The sequence below is a fragment of the Enterococcus mundtii genome (genome assembly GCF_002947535.1).
In the GTDB taxonomy this organism is placed as follows: domain Bacteria; phylum Bacillota; class Bacilli; order Lactobacillales; family Enterococcaceae; genus Enterococcus_B; species Enterococcus_B mundtii_B.
In genome coordinates this window covers 28441-42172 of the sequence record NZ_PUAP01000036.1, presented here as the reverse complement: position 1 = coordinate 42172, position 13732 = coordinate 28441, and the positions used below count along the sequence as shown (strand labels likewise).

Here is a 13732-nt window from a genome sequence, read left to right as displayed (position 1 = left end):
CGCTGATTGTAAAATTAAGCTAGACAATTAAAAAAGTCATTTGTGCTACACTCAATATAGTTCCGTCGAAAGAATTATAAGGAGTGATCACAAATGACCTATACCCATCTTACACCAACTGAACTCGTAATGATAGAAGCGTATTTTAATCAAATGCACTCTGTTTCAAAAGTAGCCAAACGATTACAACGTTCTCGACAAACCATTTATAATGTCTATCGTTTTCTTAAAAATGGTGGAAACGCAATGAGTTACTATAAACAATATAAGAAAAACAAAAGTAACTGTGGAAGACGTCCGATTGTTTTACCAGATGAGCAACAGGAATACATTCAAAAAAAGGTGGTTCAAGGGTGGGCTCCTGATGTCCTTATTGGTCGAGCAGAGTTTCCTATTGCTTGTTCGGTACGTACACTGTATCGGATGTTTAAAGACCAAACCTTTGATAGTAAACACTTACCAATGAAGGGGAAAAGAAAACCAAACGGCCACAAAGAAACCCGAGGAAAACAAGCGTTTCGCCGTTCAATTCATGATAGAACTCATGATTATACCCACTTCAATCATGAATTTGGTCACCTGGAAGGTGACACCATCGTCGGTGGAAAACATAAAAGTGCAGTCATTACTTTAGTGGAAAGATTATCTAAAGTGATCATTACGTTAAAACCTACTGGTAGACAAGCCAAAGATATTGAAAATAGATTGAACCAGTGGTTCGGCTCTGTTCCTAAGCACTTATTTAAATCAATTACGTTTGATTGTGGGAAAGAATTTTCTAATTGGAAAAACATCAGTAACATCAATGATATTTCTATTTATTTCGCTGATCCAGGAACACCTTCTCAACGAGGATTAAATGAAAATTCGAATGGATTATTACGTAAAGATGGCTTATATAAAGCTATGGATTTTAATGGTGTATCCGAAACCTTTATCCAATCAGTGGCATCAAAACGAAATCATATTCCGAGAAAATCATTAAACTATCGAACACCATTGGAACTATTTTTGAGTTACGTAGATAAAGATGATTTGTCTAGCTTAATTTGACAAATGAAAACCATAAAAAAAATCGACACACGATGCTTTTAAACTGCATCTTTTAAGTAACAATGAGATTAGAAAAGAAGTCTTTAATATCGAGAAATTTTTTAATTCTTCCCTATTCTCACCTCACTACATACAAAAAAACACAGCGATAACCAATCAAGTTATCCACTGTGTTTTATCTAACTATTTTACTAAACGCTATATCCCATCTTCATAAAAACGTCCGAGAATTTGGACATTTTCCGCAATACTGACAAATGCTTGTGGGTCAGATGATTTCATTGCTTCACGTAACAACGGAAGCTCATAACGAGTAACGATCGTCATTAAGACCGTTTGTTTATCGTGGTTATACGCACCTTCTGCTTCGTTGATGATCGTGATCCCACGACGCATACATTTTTGGATGGCTTCGATCACTGCTTCAGGATGTTTAGTCACGATCATGACTTGCATCTTTTTTTGTTTCGTATAGACGACATCCGTCACTTTACCACTCACAAAAATCGACAAAGCACTATAAAACATATACTGCCAACCGAAGAGCAAGCCCGCTACGAAAACAATCAGTGCATTGAAATAAATGGAAATCGAACCGATGGATCGACCTGTTTTTTTACGGATCGTAATACTCACGATATCTAATCCGCCAGAAGACAAGCCATTTTTTAATGCTAAACCAATACCAACCCCATTGACGGCACCACCGAATATCGCACAAATGATCGGATCGGTCGAAAGAATCGTTTGTGGCAAAAGATGGATACTAAGCGAGGTTAATGTCACAGTGATAAATGTAAAAATCGTAAATTTCTTTCCAAGTTTAAACCAAGCTAAAAAGAATAATGGGATATTCAGCAAATACAACGTGGTTGAGACTGGAATCTCAAAACCAATCACTGATTTTGAAAGCGTCGTTAAGATTTGCGCAAGACCGGTTATCCCACTTGAATAGATGTTTCCTGGTTGATAAAAAAAATTCAATGCGACTGACGCAATCAGTGCATAGACGATCGACACCGAAAGTTTGGTCGTATAATCATGATACGCCCAATTTTCGAAAGTTTTTTTCATGAAAAAAGCCTCGCTTTATCTGGTATGCCCTTATTATATGATCTTTTAAAATTTAATCAAGAGACATTTTTGAAAAAAAGATTGGAAATTCCAATATAATAGAAAAAAGGTTGTGTCAGCGTCACACGCACGAATCAATCGCGACTTATTTGTGCCACTTCCACAACCTCGGTATTCCTATGAAAATAACTTCTCTTTCTTATTTGTTATTCAACTTCTGTAACGTCGATGTTCAACTCAAATAATTGAAGATCAGAAACAGTGCTTGGCGCATCACTCATGACATCAGCTGCTTTACCATTTTTAGGGAAAGCAATGACTTCACGAATGTTTTCTTCACCTGCAAGCAACATCACAAAGCGGTCAAGCCCTAAAGCAATTCCTCCATGTGGTGGGAAGCCATAATCTAATGCACTTAACAAGAAACCGAATTGTTCTTCCATTTCTTCTTCAGAAAAGCCTAGTGTTTTTAATACTTTTTCTTGTAATTCTCTTGTATGGATACGTAATGATCCCCCACCTAATTCATAGCCGTTCAAGACGATGTCATACGCTTCTGCATAGACTTTTGCCGGATCAGTTGCCAATAACTCGACGTCGGATGCTTTAGGCATCGTAAACGGATGGTGCGCAGAAACATATCGGCCTTCTTCTGCTGAATATTCAAATTGTGGCCATTCAGTCACCCATAAGAAATTAAATTTTGATTCGTCGATCAAATCTAATTCTTTTCCTAAGCGAGAACGAATCGCTCCAAGAGTGGCTGCAACGATTTCTTCTTTATCTGCACCAAATAATAAAATATCCCCAACTTCAGCGTTTGTTGCTTGGATCAATGCTTCAGATGCCTCGCCCATAAACTTCGCAATAGGACCTTTCAAGCCATCTTCTTCTACTTTTAACCAAGCTAGTCCTTTTGCGCCAAACTGAGTGGCATATTGTCCAAGATTATCTAAATCTTTACGTGAATACTTACTTGCTGCATTTTTCGCATTCAGCGCTTTGACTACTCCACCATTTTCAAGCGCCATTTGGAAGACTTTAAATTCAACGTCTTTCACAACCGTGCTCAAATCGATCAATTCCATGTCAAAACGTGTATCTGGCTTGTCACTTCCATAACGGCTCATTGCTTCATCATATGTCATACGTGGGAATGGCAAAGTGACTTCGATACCACGTACCTCTTTCATCACTTTAGCAATCAAACCTTCTGTATAGGTTTGGATTTCTTCAGCAGTCAAGAACGTCGTTTCGATATCGACCTGTGTAAATTCTGGTTGACGGTCGCCACGTAGATCCTCATCGCGGAAGCAACGAACGATTTGATAGTAACGATCAAAGCCAGCATTCATCAGCAATTGTTTGAACAACTGTGGTGATTGTGGTAAAGCATAGAAATGCCCCGCATGGATACGAGAAGGTACTAAGTAATCTCTCGCTCCTTCTGGTGTTGATTTGCCTAAATAAGGTGTTTCAATATCCAAGAAATCATGGTCATCCAAGTAATGACGGATCGCTTTCGTTGTATCATTGCGCAATTTGATATTTTTCGTCATTTTTGGACGACGTAAATCAAGATAACGATACTTCAAACGAATCTCATCATTGATCGTTTGTTCATCCTCAATCAAAAATGGTGGTGTTTTTGCTTGATTTAAAATAATGATTTCATCTGCGATGACTTCAAATTTACCTGTTGCCATTTTAGGGTTGATTGCCAATTCATCCCGATTTTTTACTGTACCTGTCACTTCAATGACATATTCACTACGGCATTTATCTGCGATTTCCCACGCTTCTTTATTGATTTCTGGATTAAAAACAAGTTGAACGATCCCTTCACGATCACGTAAATCGATAAAAATCACGCCACCTAAATCACGTCTTTTTTGTACCCAGCCTTTTAATGTGACTGTTTGTCCTAACTGCTTTTCTGAAACCAGTCCACAGTAAACTGTTCGTTGTGCCATCATTTTTCCTCCTGTTCAGTCGATAACGCCATTTCATCATAGACTTTGTCAAAGTGGTTATAGATTTCTTCTAATGAATAACTTTTCTCTGTACGATTAGCCATTGATTTGACGTTGATTGTTTGATTTGCTAATTCATCGGCGCCGATCACTAAGACTAACTTCGCATCGGCTTTGTCTGCTGTCTTGAATTGGGCTTTCGCTTTACGTCCCATAAAATCACGATCGGCAGAAAAACCAAAATCACGGATTGCTTGAACGATTTTTAACGCTTCGATATTTGTTTCTTCGCCTAGTGCCACCACATAGGCATCTAATGTATTCAGTACAGGGACAGCTACTTCTTCTGCTTCCATCGTTAATAAAATACGTTCGATCCCCATCGCAAAACCAAATCCTGGTGTTGCTGGTCCGCCTAGTTCTTCGACCAAGTTGTCATAACGACCACCCGCACAAATCGTTGCTTGTGCGCCCATTTTAGGCGCGTCACTCATCACTTCAAAAATCGTATGCGTATAATAATCTAACCCACGAACCATATTGCTGTCGATTTCATAAGGTACATCTAACGCATCCAACATCGCAATCACTGTTTCAAAATGTGCTTTTGCTGTTTCACTCAAATAATCTAAGATCGAAGGCGCTTCTGCTACGAATTTTTGGTCACGCTTGTCTTTGCTATCCAATACACGCAATGGATTTTCATGTAAACGACGTTGTGAATCTTCACTTAATTCTGCTTCGAACGGCACAAGGTAATCGATCAACGCTTGACGATACGCTTGTCGCGTTTCTTGATCGCCTAAAGAGTTGATCACTAAACGGATTTGACTGATTCCTAATTGCTTGAAGAAGTCTAATGCCATCACCATGCTTTCAACATCTGTCGCGGGATTTTCAGAGCCAAATGCTTCCACACCGATTTGATGGAATTGACGTAAACGACCTTTTTGAGGACGCTCATAACGAAACATTGGTCCCATATAAAATGTTTTGTAAGGTTTTGTATATTCTGGTCCAAATAATTTATTCTCAACAAATGAACGAACGATTGGTGCAGTTCCTTCTGGGCGAAGCGTAACATGACGCTCGCCTTTGTCATAAAAATCATACATTTCTTTTGAAACGATATCAGTCGTATCCCCTACACTACGAGCAATCACTTCATAATGCTCAAAAATCGGCGTGCGGATCTCATTATATTGGTAATCTTTAAATAATAAACGGGCAGTTTCTTCAACAAATTGCCATTTTTCAGATTCTCCAGGTAAAATATCGTTTGTTCCTTTTGGTCTTTGGAAGCTCATCTTTTTCTCTCCTTTTCTTCACGCTATGTAATCAATGCAAACAAAAAACACCCTTGTTCGCCATGAACAAGGGTGAATGATTATTTCATACACGGTACCACCTATATTTGAAAGATTGCTCTTTCCTCTCACGATTAACGCTCGTCTACGGGACGGCTTTGCACGCGTCCATCTCCAGAGTGTCTTTCAGAAACTAATTGTTTTAGATCGTTTTCAGCCACGACGATCCTCTCTTATAAAGCATTTAGTTACTTACTCGCTCTTTCATCGATATTTAGATATTAATTATAACCTACTAAAAACACAGCCCAAAGTCAAGTAGATTCTTGTTGATTTCTTTTTCAAAGTCATTTTGATTCAGCTTTTTTTCTTTTTGATTTAGACTAAATAAAAAAGGAGGTAAAAAAATGTCAGAAGTAAAAATTGGTCATTCTCAAGTATATGCCGAAGCAATCGGCTTAGGGGCAAATGCCGTCGGAGGGCACAATCTTTTTTCAGGATTAGCTGATGAAACTGGTAAAGAAGTCGTCAGAGCTGCCTTAGATAATGGCTTGAACCTTATTGATACTGCTTATATTTATGGCGAAGGTCGTTCAGAACAATTGATTGGAGAAGTTCTGCAAGAGCCGGCTTATGATCGTTCACGTATTATTATTGCCACCAAAGCAGCACATCGTCCAGATCAACCGAAAAAATTTGATAACTCTCCTGAATTTTTGAAGAAATCAGTTGATGAAGCGTTAGAACGTTTGCAGACAGATTATATCGATATTTTTTATATCCATTTCCCAGACGAAGCAACACCTAAAAATGAAGCAGTTGCCGCTTTACACGAACTAAAAGAAGCAGGGAAAATCCGTGCTATCGGTGTATCGAATTTCACTTTAGAACAATTGAAAGAAGCCAATCAAGACGGCTATGTCGATATCGTACAAGATCAATTCAGTTTGATCCATCGCACAGCGGAAAAAGAATTATTCCCTTACCTCGAAGGGAACGAGATTGGTTTCGTTCCTTATTTCCCACTTGCTTCAGGTTTATTGACTGGCAAGTATGATCTAGAAAGTCCGAAACATTTTTCTGAAGATGATCCTAGAAAGAACAAACCAAACTTTCAAGGTGAACGATATGAACAAATCATCACAGCGGTCGACCAACTCAAACCGCTTGCTGAAAAGTACCAAGCAACCACTGCTCAATTGGTCTTGGCTTGGTATATCGCGCACCCACGTATCTCATTTGTCATTCCTGGCGCAAAAAAACCAGAACAAGTCGTAGACAATGCCAAAGCTTTGGATATTCATTTGTCTTTAGAAGATGCCCAAACAATCGATCAATTATTCCGAGAGTTTAAATAATACTCAAAAACAACCATCGCGAGAAAATGCGGTGGTTGTTTTTTTATTATGTACACGATGTTTCAGCATAACCTTAGCTCTTTTTTCATTTCGTCATGCGAGAGACTTTCATCAAGTTTCTGATGAGCCTTCATCGCTTCATTATAGATAGCCAAGTCAATTTGTTTTTCTAGCGTACCTAATATCATCGTTCTAGCTAATTCCGATATTGTCAGTCCTTTCAAATCAGCCATTGCCAAAATAAATGATTTTTCTTCCTCTGATACACGAATTGTAATTTCGCTCATTCCTTCACACCTCCTGTATATTTTTATAGAACGAGGTCGGGAGAGAAGGACTCTAATTACCTAAGAGGCTACTTCTCTGCCCACTACCTAATCCATTCTTACGTAAGAGATAAAAGCGAATGTTACTTTTGTCTCTCACTCACTGAGCAATCCAAGCTAATCCAAGCTGAAAACCCACGTTACTCTTTATATAACAATCCTCGACTATTCGGATAAGTCGGAAATTGATTGAATGGAATCGTCCAGTCTTGTTCTGGTACAGAAAAGGCAAAACGATTCACTAATTGATCGGAAAAGACACGTAAACTATGCAACGTGATCCATTCACCTGCGCATCGGTGCATTTTTCGGAAATCACCGCCACCATGCGCAATCATCTCATACTCTTCTTCATAAGAGATTTTTTTCGCTTTACCAATATACCGTTTGATCAAAAATGCCTCTGGTGAATCCACTGTCCGTTCATCATGATTTGTTCCATACAAATCTAAAATCACCCAACTGTCTTTAGGGATGCGATAGCCATCTACTTCAACATCTTGTAAAGCAAATGCCGGTAACATTGGGAAAAATGGGTAATACCGACGCATCTCCTGAATAAACGGATCTTGTAGTTCCTTAAAATCGTTTTTTAGTTGTTGATAGATATCTGGACGACTGAAAAGAGCATGCCCCATCAACGCCGCCCAGACGGTCAATGCCACGGTCGGCCGAATGATATTCAATAATTCTACCGCCGCAATATCCAATGGTAAAAGATTGCCCTTAAGATCGGTCGCATGCGCAAAAGCATACAGGGCGACATTTTCTTTTCCGGCTACTGGATTTGCTCGTGCTTCTTCCAACAACTCTTGCGCCCATTTCTCTGATTTTTTCCGATTGTCAACGCCTTTAAAATGATCGATCGGTGAAGTCACTGTTCCACTGATCATGGAGATCTGATAATCTGCCAGTTGGTTGATTTCTTCTTCTGAGTAATCAGCTAAGTTGATTCCCGACCACTCACATATAGCGGTAAAAAGTACTTTTTTACTTAAATCAAATAACTCAAAGGTACCATGTTGTTGTTCCAATTCATGTGCCAGTACGCGATCCAGTATTTGATGATAGTCTTCCATTCGCTCTGGCGTCATCAAATCCATAAAAATTGCTTTACGATGATGATGCTCTGCACCATCTAAGGACTGCACCCCGTCCTTTCCGAACAATGTTTTTTGGACCATTTTAGGCATCGCACCTTCTCGTTTGAAATTTCTCGGATCATAAAAACGTTTCGCTGCCTCTTCTCCATAGATGATCACAGCTTCCTTATTGAATATCTTTGCTTTCACAACAGGTGATTGGGCTTCTTCTCTTAGCTTTCCAAGCATTTTGTAGCCCTCATTATAGTATTTTTTGATTTCGGTCATTTTGATATCGACCACTGGAATTTCTTGCATATTTTTTGCTCCTCCTAATAAATAACTTTAGATATTATTAGGATACTCCTTGTACAATAAAACTGACAAAAGAAGTGTTTGAGACGAAACTATACCATCTATTTCTCTTGCATTGCCTAAACTCGAAGAAACGGCTTCCTCATCACTCATTCAAATGAAATAAGATTTCATTATAACGTTCTGCGGCTCGGTCACTCGCCTCATTTCTTCGTCTAGCTTTGAAGTCAACGCATGAAATGCCTCTTTGAAGCGCACGTCTTTTCTAGCGCGTTTGTAAAAAGACAAAACATAGACATCACAAAATAAAATATAGCTTCTAAAGGGATATTCTACTTCCACCTAAAAGATACGATGGACATTCTAAAGTAGTGAACGGTGCTCCTTTGATCAATTTTTTATCTGGCGTTGCCCAGTAATCAAAGCCATTATCATAGCGCTGGGAAAGTATCTCGCCTATCGTTTTCTGGTTTTTATTCGTCATTGGCAAGCACCTCCTATGTTCCATTTTATCGCATATCAATACTCCTGACGAACAGAAAATGAAAGCGAATTTTGTAGTTAGAGTAAGAAAAAAAGTCTGATTTTGAGAAACTTCATCAAAATCAGACCGATCTTTTTTATTCATTTATCATTTATTTTGAGAATCGATAATGATCGTCACTGGGCCATCATTCACAAGAGAAACCGCCATATCTGCACCAAACTCTCCTGTTTCAACTGTGATTCCTCGTTGTCTTAGCCCTTCGTTAAATGCTTCGTATAAAGGAATCGCTGTTTCCGGACGGGCGGCTGCAATAAAACTTGGTCGATTGCCTTTTTTTGTGTCTGCAAAAAGAGTGAATTGAGAAATACTCAACAGCGCTCCTTTGACATCTTCAATACTTAAATTCATTTTTCCTTGTTCATCTTCAAAGATACGCATCTGAGCAATTTTTTTAATCAAATAATCTACGTCTGTTTGCGTATCTGTATCATGAACACCTAGCAAAATCAACAAGCCATGATCGATACGACCAACTTCTCGTTCGTTGATCGACACAGCTGCTTGACTCACTCGTTGGATCACTGCGCGCAAGGTACTACCTCCTAGCCATTCATCCGGCGTACGCTATATACATCCGGTACGGTCTTGATTTTATCGACAATACTTTTCAAGTGTGACAAGTTACGTATCCCTACTGTCAAATGGATCGTCGCCATTTTGTCCTTATTCGTCCGTGCTTCGACACTGTTCAGATTTTTAGTCATCGCATTCACTGTCTGCAAGACATCATTTAACATGCCCGAACGATTATAGCCATAGATCTCTAAATCAGCATCATACTCTTTGTTCGTATTTGATGTGTCTTCCCATTCAACGTCAATCAACCGTTCTTCCACATGTGGCTTATCTGGTTGGACATTTGGACAGTCTTTACGATGGATCGAGATCCCCCGTCCCTTGGTGATATAGCCCACGATGTCATCACCTGGTACAGGATTACAACAACGGCTGATCCGAATCAACAAGTTTTCAACACCTTGGATGACGACGCCACCTTCATGACGAACCTTCATTTTTTCAGGCTCTTTTTTAGGTTGGTTCATCAACTCTTCTGCTTCTTGTTTTTGTTGCTCGATTTTTTGTTCTTTCCGCTCTTTTTCAGTCAAGCGATTAGCCATCGTCAATGGACTTACTTCGCCATAACCAATCGCGGCATACATATCTTCTTCTGTTTGGAAATTCAAACGTTCTAATGCGTCATGTAATTTATTTTTTGAAAGGATCTCTTTTGGTACAAAGCCAAGATCCGTAATACACTTCACTAAAGCTTCATGGCCCTTCGTCACATTTTCGTCTCGATCTTGTCCTTTGAAGAAACGCTTGATTTTATTTCTCGCTTTACTAGTAGCTACTAATTTCAGCCAATCACGACTTGGCCCAAATGAATTTGGCGAAGTCAGAATCTCGATGATATCACCATTCTTCAACTTGTAATCTAATTGGACCATTTTCCCATTGATCTTGGCACCAGTCGTTTTGTTCCCGATATCTGTATGGATGCTATAAGCAAAGTCTAATGGTCCTGATCCTTTAGGAAGCTCAGTCACATCGCCTTTTGGAGTGAACACATAGACTTTATCACTAAAGATATCGCCTTTCACACCCTCCATGAATTCAGAAGCATCGTAACTTTCATCTTGCAACTCGATGATCTCATGGAACCAACTTAACTGTTTGGTCATCCCATCAGGTTCAACTTTATCGCCTTTTCCTTCTTTATACGCCCAGTGAGCAGCTACCCCGAACTCAGCGATTTCGTGCATTTCTTGGGTACGGATCTGGATCTCGACAGGGTTGCCAGCTGGTCCGATAACAGTTGTATGCAACGATTGATACATATTTGCTTTAGGCATCGCGATATAATCTTTGAATCTACCTGGCATTGGTTTCCATTTCGTATGGATCGCTCCTAGCACTGCATAGCAATCCTTGATTGAATCAACGATCACTCGGATCGCTAGTAGATCATAGATTTCATTGAACTGCTTCTTTTGATCTTTCATCTTACGGTAAATCGAATAGATGTGTTTCGGACGACCATAGATCTCTGCAAAAATCCCCAATTCCTCCGTTGCTAAACGGATATCCTCTACTGTACCACTGACATAATTTTCACGTTCTTCTCGTTTTGTTTGCATCAAGTGGACGATTCGATAATATTGCTTCGGATTGAGGTAACGTAATGCCGTATCCTCTAATTCCCATTTGATTCGACTGATCCCTAAACGATGAGCAAGTGGTGCGTATATTTCCAATGTTTCTTGTGCAATGCGTCGTTGTTTATCTTCCCGCAAATGCTTTAACGTACGCATGTTATGTAAACGATCGGCTAACTTCACCATGATTACACGTAAATCTTGAGCCATAGCTAATAACATTTTGCGGTGATTTTCCGCTAGTTGTTCTTCGTGGGATTTATATTTGATTTTCCCTAACTTCGTCACTCCATCGACCAACATTGCTACATCGTTCCCGAAAGCTTCTCTTAGGTCTTCTAAGGTTACTTCTGTATCTTCCACCACATCATGTAAAAATCCAGTGGCAACCGTGTGGGGGTCCATCCGTAGATCTGCAAGAATCCCTGCAACTTGGATCGGATGGATGATATAAGGTTCCCCTGATTTACGAAACTGTCCTTCATGGGCAGTGGTCGCATAGTCACATGCTTTTTGCACAAAAGCGACATGTTCAGGTCCCATGTATTGGCTAACCATCTTAATGACGTCAGGGCCCGTTAATATTTCTTCTTTTGGCATGGGAAACATCCCCCTTTCTATTCATAATCAAAACAGATATTTTTTATCGTGAGAAAGCACTTTTTTATAGCTTAGGATTAAATAATTGTTCTTATTATACCGATTGTGTCAATGATTTTCAATTCCGTACAAAAGGAAAAATGCCCCCTTCACTTTGAGGGATCAAGAAAACAGAAAAAGTCATTCATTTGTTTTGTAGAGGATCGCTATCCCTGACGATTAACTCGCCTATTACTTGCTAGGTGCTTGTAATTCAAGTTGAAAACTTGCAGCACTTAACAAATACAATGGGGCAGTTTCTGTTCGTAGGATTCTTGGACCAAGGCCACAAAGAATGCCACCTTGTGCTTCAAAATAAGCAACTTCTTTTGGAGATAACCCGCCTTCTGGGCCAAACACTGCAAGGATCCGAGTACCTGGTAAAACAGATTGAAGTATTTTGGCTAAATTAGCAGCTTCCCCTTGTTTTGCTGATTCTTCATATGCAATCAGAAGGACATCATACGAACTGAGCGTCGCATAAAATTCCTTTTCTGTCTCCATTAAAGATACTTGCGGTACGACTTGGCGATGCGACTGCTCCGCCGCTTCCTGTGCAATCTTGATCAATCGTTCTTGCCGCTTCTTGCGTTTTTTGGCATCCCATTTGACGACAGAAGCCGCAGCAGGAAATCCCACAAACCCGTGAGCGCCTAGTTCTGTCCCTTTTTGTACGATCCAATCCAATTTATCCCCTTTAGGATATCCACTAGCAATCGTGATCTTGCATGGCAATTCTTTTTGAACACTTTCTTTCGCCACTTCGACTAAGAAAACTTCATTCTCGTTCATTTCATTGATTTCTGCAATGATCGCGATCTGGTCGTTAAATGCTAAATAGACCTGATCTTTCACTGCCATTCGCATGACTCTTACCATATGGTGATAGGCTTCACCCTCTATTACAAAACGCTCTTGTGGTCGATAAGGCTCATCTAGAAAATATCGTTGCATTTAATCCACCTCAGGCTTTTTTAGCATAATGGCATACCAATCTTTTTGTTGGAACACTTGGTCGACAACAAAACCTTGTTCTTCCATCGCTGCAAGAACCATTTCTTTCTTCTCTTCAATGATTCCAGAAACGATCAACGTCCCAGTTTGTTTTAGTAAACGCCACGCATCAGGAATCATCAACAAAATGATATCTGCCAAAATATTAGCCACGATCACATCGCTCTCGATCTCGATACCTTTCAATAGGTCATTAGCTGACACGTGCACATCTTTTGCTACTTCATTTAGATCCATATTTTCTTTTGCTGAACGCACTGCCACTTCATCGAGATCATACGCATAGACTTCTTTTGCTCCTAAATGCTTCGCCGCAATACTCAACACTCCGGAACCAGTACCGACATCTAAAAGCGTTTCTCCACCTCGCAAGGTAGACTCCAGTGCTTGTAATGTCAAAGAAGTCGTTGGATGTGTCCCTGTTCCGAACGCCATCCCTGGATCTAATGTAATGATTTTTTCTAATGGATCATTCGTTTGGTAACTTTCCCAACTTGGTACGACAGTTAGTAGACGTGTGATCCGAACCGGATGATAATATTTTTTCCAAGCCGTTGCCCAATTGCTTTCTTCGACTTCACTCACCGTCACAATGTTCTTACCGATCGCTAATCCAAATTCGGGTAATTTTGTCACACGTTCTTTGATAAAAGGTAAAATTTCCGGTAAAAAGATCGTTTCAGGGAAATAAGCCATCACAATGGCACCCTCTTCAATCGTTGTAAAATCTTCTTTTGTCAGGATTTCTCCATAAGGATCAGATTTAAAATTTTCGACGTCCAATGAATCTTCGATCGCGACACCACTCGCTCCTGCTTCCATTAAAATATTTGCGACTGCTTCAACCGCTTCACTCGCCGTTTCGATTTTGACTTCATTCCATTTCAT

The 13732-nt window shown here is 39.7% G+C and carries 12 protein-coding genes and 1 other annotated feature; of the genes, 2 read left to right on the top strand and 10 right to left on the bottom strand.

Going from position 1 to position 13732, the window contains the following annotated elements:
- The first annotated feature begins 93 nt into the window (after nucleotides 1–93).
- Nucleotides 94–1053, top strand: coding sequence for an IS30 family transposase (locus CUS89_RS12230; RefSeq protein WP_104872330.1), 960 nt, complete (start codon nucleotides 94–96; stop codon nucleotides 1051–1053).
- A gap of 198 nt (nucleotides 1054–1251) precedes the next feature.
- Here the strand turns inward: CUS89_RS12230 and CUS89_RS12225 are convergent, their stop codons facing one another.
- The 3 genes from CUS89_RS12225 to hisS form a co-directional block, all read right to left on the bottom strand.
- A complete protein-coding gene (locus tag CUS89_RS12225; RefSeq protein ID WP_104872329.1) occupies nucleotides 1252–2127 on the bottom strand; it encodes a YitT family protein in 876 nt (291 codons plus the stop codon).
- Between the two features lie 206 nt (nucleotides 2128–2333).
- The gene (gene aspS, locus CUS89_RS12220) at nucleotides 2334–4100 is read right to left on the bottom strand and encodes an aspartate--tRNA ligase (RefSeq protein ID WP_104872328.1); all 1767 of its coding nucleotides are present in this window, start codon (nucleotides 4098–4100) and stop codon (nucleotides 2334–2336) included.
- Nucleotides 4100–5407 carry a histidine--tRNA ligase gene (gene hisS / locus CUS89_RS12215; protein WP_086335190.1) on the bottom strand — a complete coding sequence of 436 codons (1308 nt, stop codon included), beginning with the start codon at nucleotides 5405–5407 and terminating at the stop codon, nucleotides 4100–4102. The genes aspS and hisS overlap by 1 nt, the downstream gene beginning before the upstream one ends.
- A 65-nt stretch (nucleotides 5408–5472) precedes the next feature.
- Nucleotides 5473–5684 (bottom strand) — a binding site (T-box leader).
- 130 nt (nucleotides 5685–5814) lie between these two features.
- Between hisS and CUS89_RS12205 the strand changes: the two genes are divergently transcribed.
- Nucleotides 5815–6765, top strand: coding sequence for an aldo/keto reductase (locus CUS89_RS12205; RefSeq protein WP_104872327.1), 951 nt, complete (start codon nucleotides 5815–5817; stop codon nucleotides 6763–6765).
- A 62-nt stretch (nucleotides 6766–6827) separates the two neighbouring features.
- Here the strand turns inward: CUS89_RS12205 and relB are convergent, their stop codons facing one another.
- From relB to prmA, 7 genes are all read right to left on the bottom strand, one after another.
- Nucleotides 6828–7052, bottom strand: coding sequence for a type II toxin-antitoxin system RelB family antitoxin (relB, locus tag CUS89_RS12200; protein WP_104872326.1), 225 nt, complete (start codon nucleotides 7050–7052; stop codon nucleotides 6828–6830).
- 179 nt (nucleotides 7053–7231) lie between these two features.
- Nucleotides 7232–8491 carry a cytochrome P450 gene (locus tag CUS89_RS12195; protein WP_104872325.1) on the bottom strand — a complete coding sequence of 420 codons (1260 nt, stop codon included), beginning with the start codon at nucleotides 8489–8491 and terminating at the stop codon, nucleotides 7232–7234.
- Between the two features lie 316 nt (nucleotides 8492–8807).
- Nucleotides 8808–8972, bottom strand: coding sequence for a hypothetical protein (locus tag CUS89_RS16405; protein ID WP_258082422.1), 165 nt, complete (start codon nucleotides 8970–8972; stop codon nucleotides 8808–8810).
- A 147-nt stretch (nucleotides 8973–9119) separates the two neighbouring features.
- Nucleotides 9120–9566, bottom strand: a complete 447-nt coding sequence (gene dtd / locus CUS89_RS12185) for a D-aminoacyl-tRNA deacylase (protein WP_104872324.1) — start codon at nucleotides 9564–9566, stop codon at nucleotides 9120–9122.
- 11 nt (nucleotides 9567–9577) lie between these two features.
- Complete coding sequence (locus CUS89_RS12180) at nucleotides 9578–11791, bottom strand: RelA/SpoT family protein (RefSeq protein WP_104872323.1); 2214 nt, start codon at nucleotides 11789–11791, stop codon at nucleotides 9578–9580.
- Nucleotides 11792–12022: 231 nt separating this feature from the next.
- Nucleotides 12023–12784, bottom strand: coding sequence for a 16S rRNA (uracil(1498)-N(3))-methyltransferase (locus CUS89_RS12175; protein WP_104872322.1), 762 nt, complete (start codon nucleotides 12782–12784; stop codon nucleotides 12023–12025).
- Nucleotides 12785–13732 carry a 50S ribosomal protein L11 methyltransferase gene (gene prmA, locus CUS89_RS12170; protein WP_086335196.1) on the bottom strand — a complete coding sequence of 316 codons (948 nt, stop codon included), beginning with the start codon at nucleotides 13730–13732 and terminating at the stop codon, nucleotides 12785–12787. It lies immediately after the preceding gene.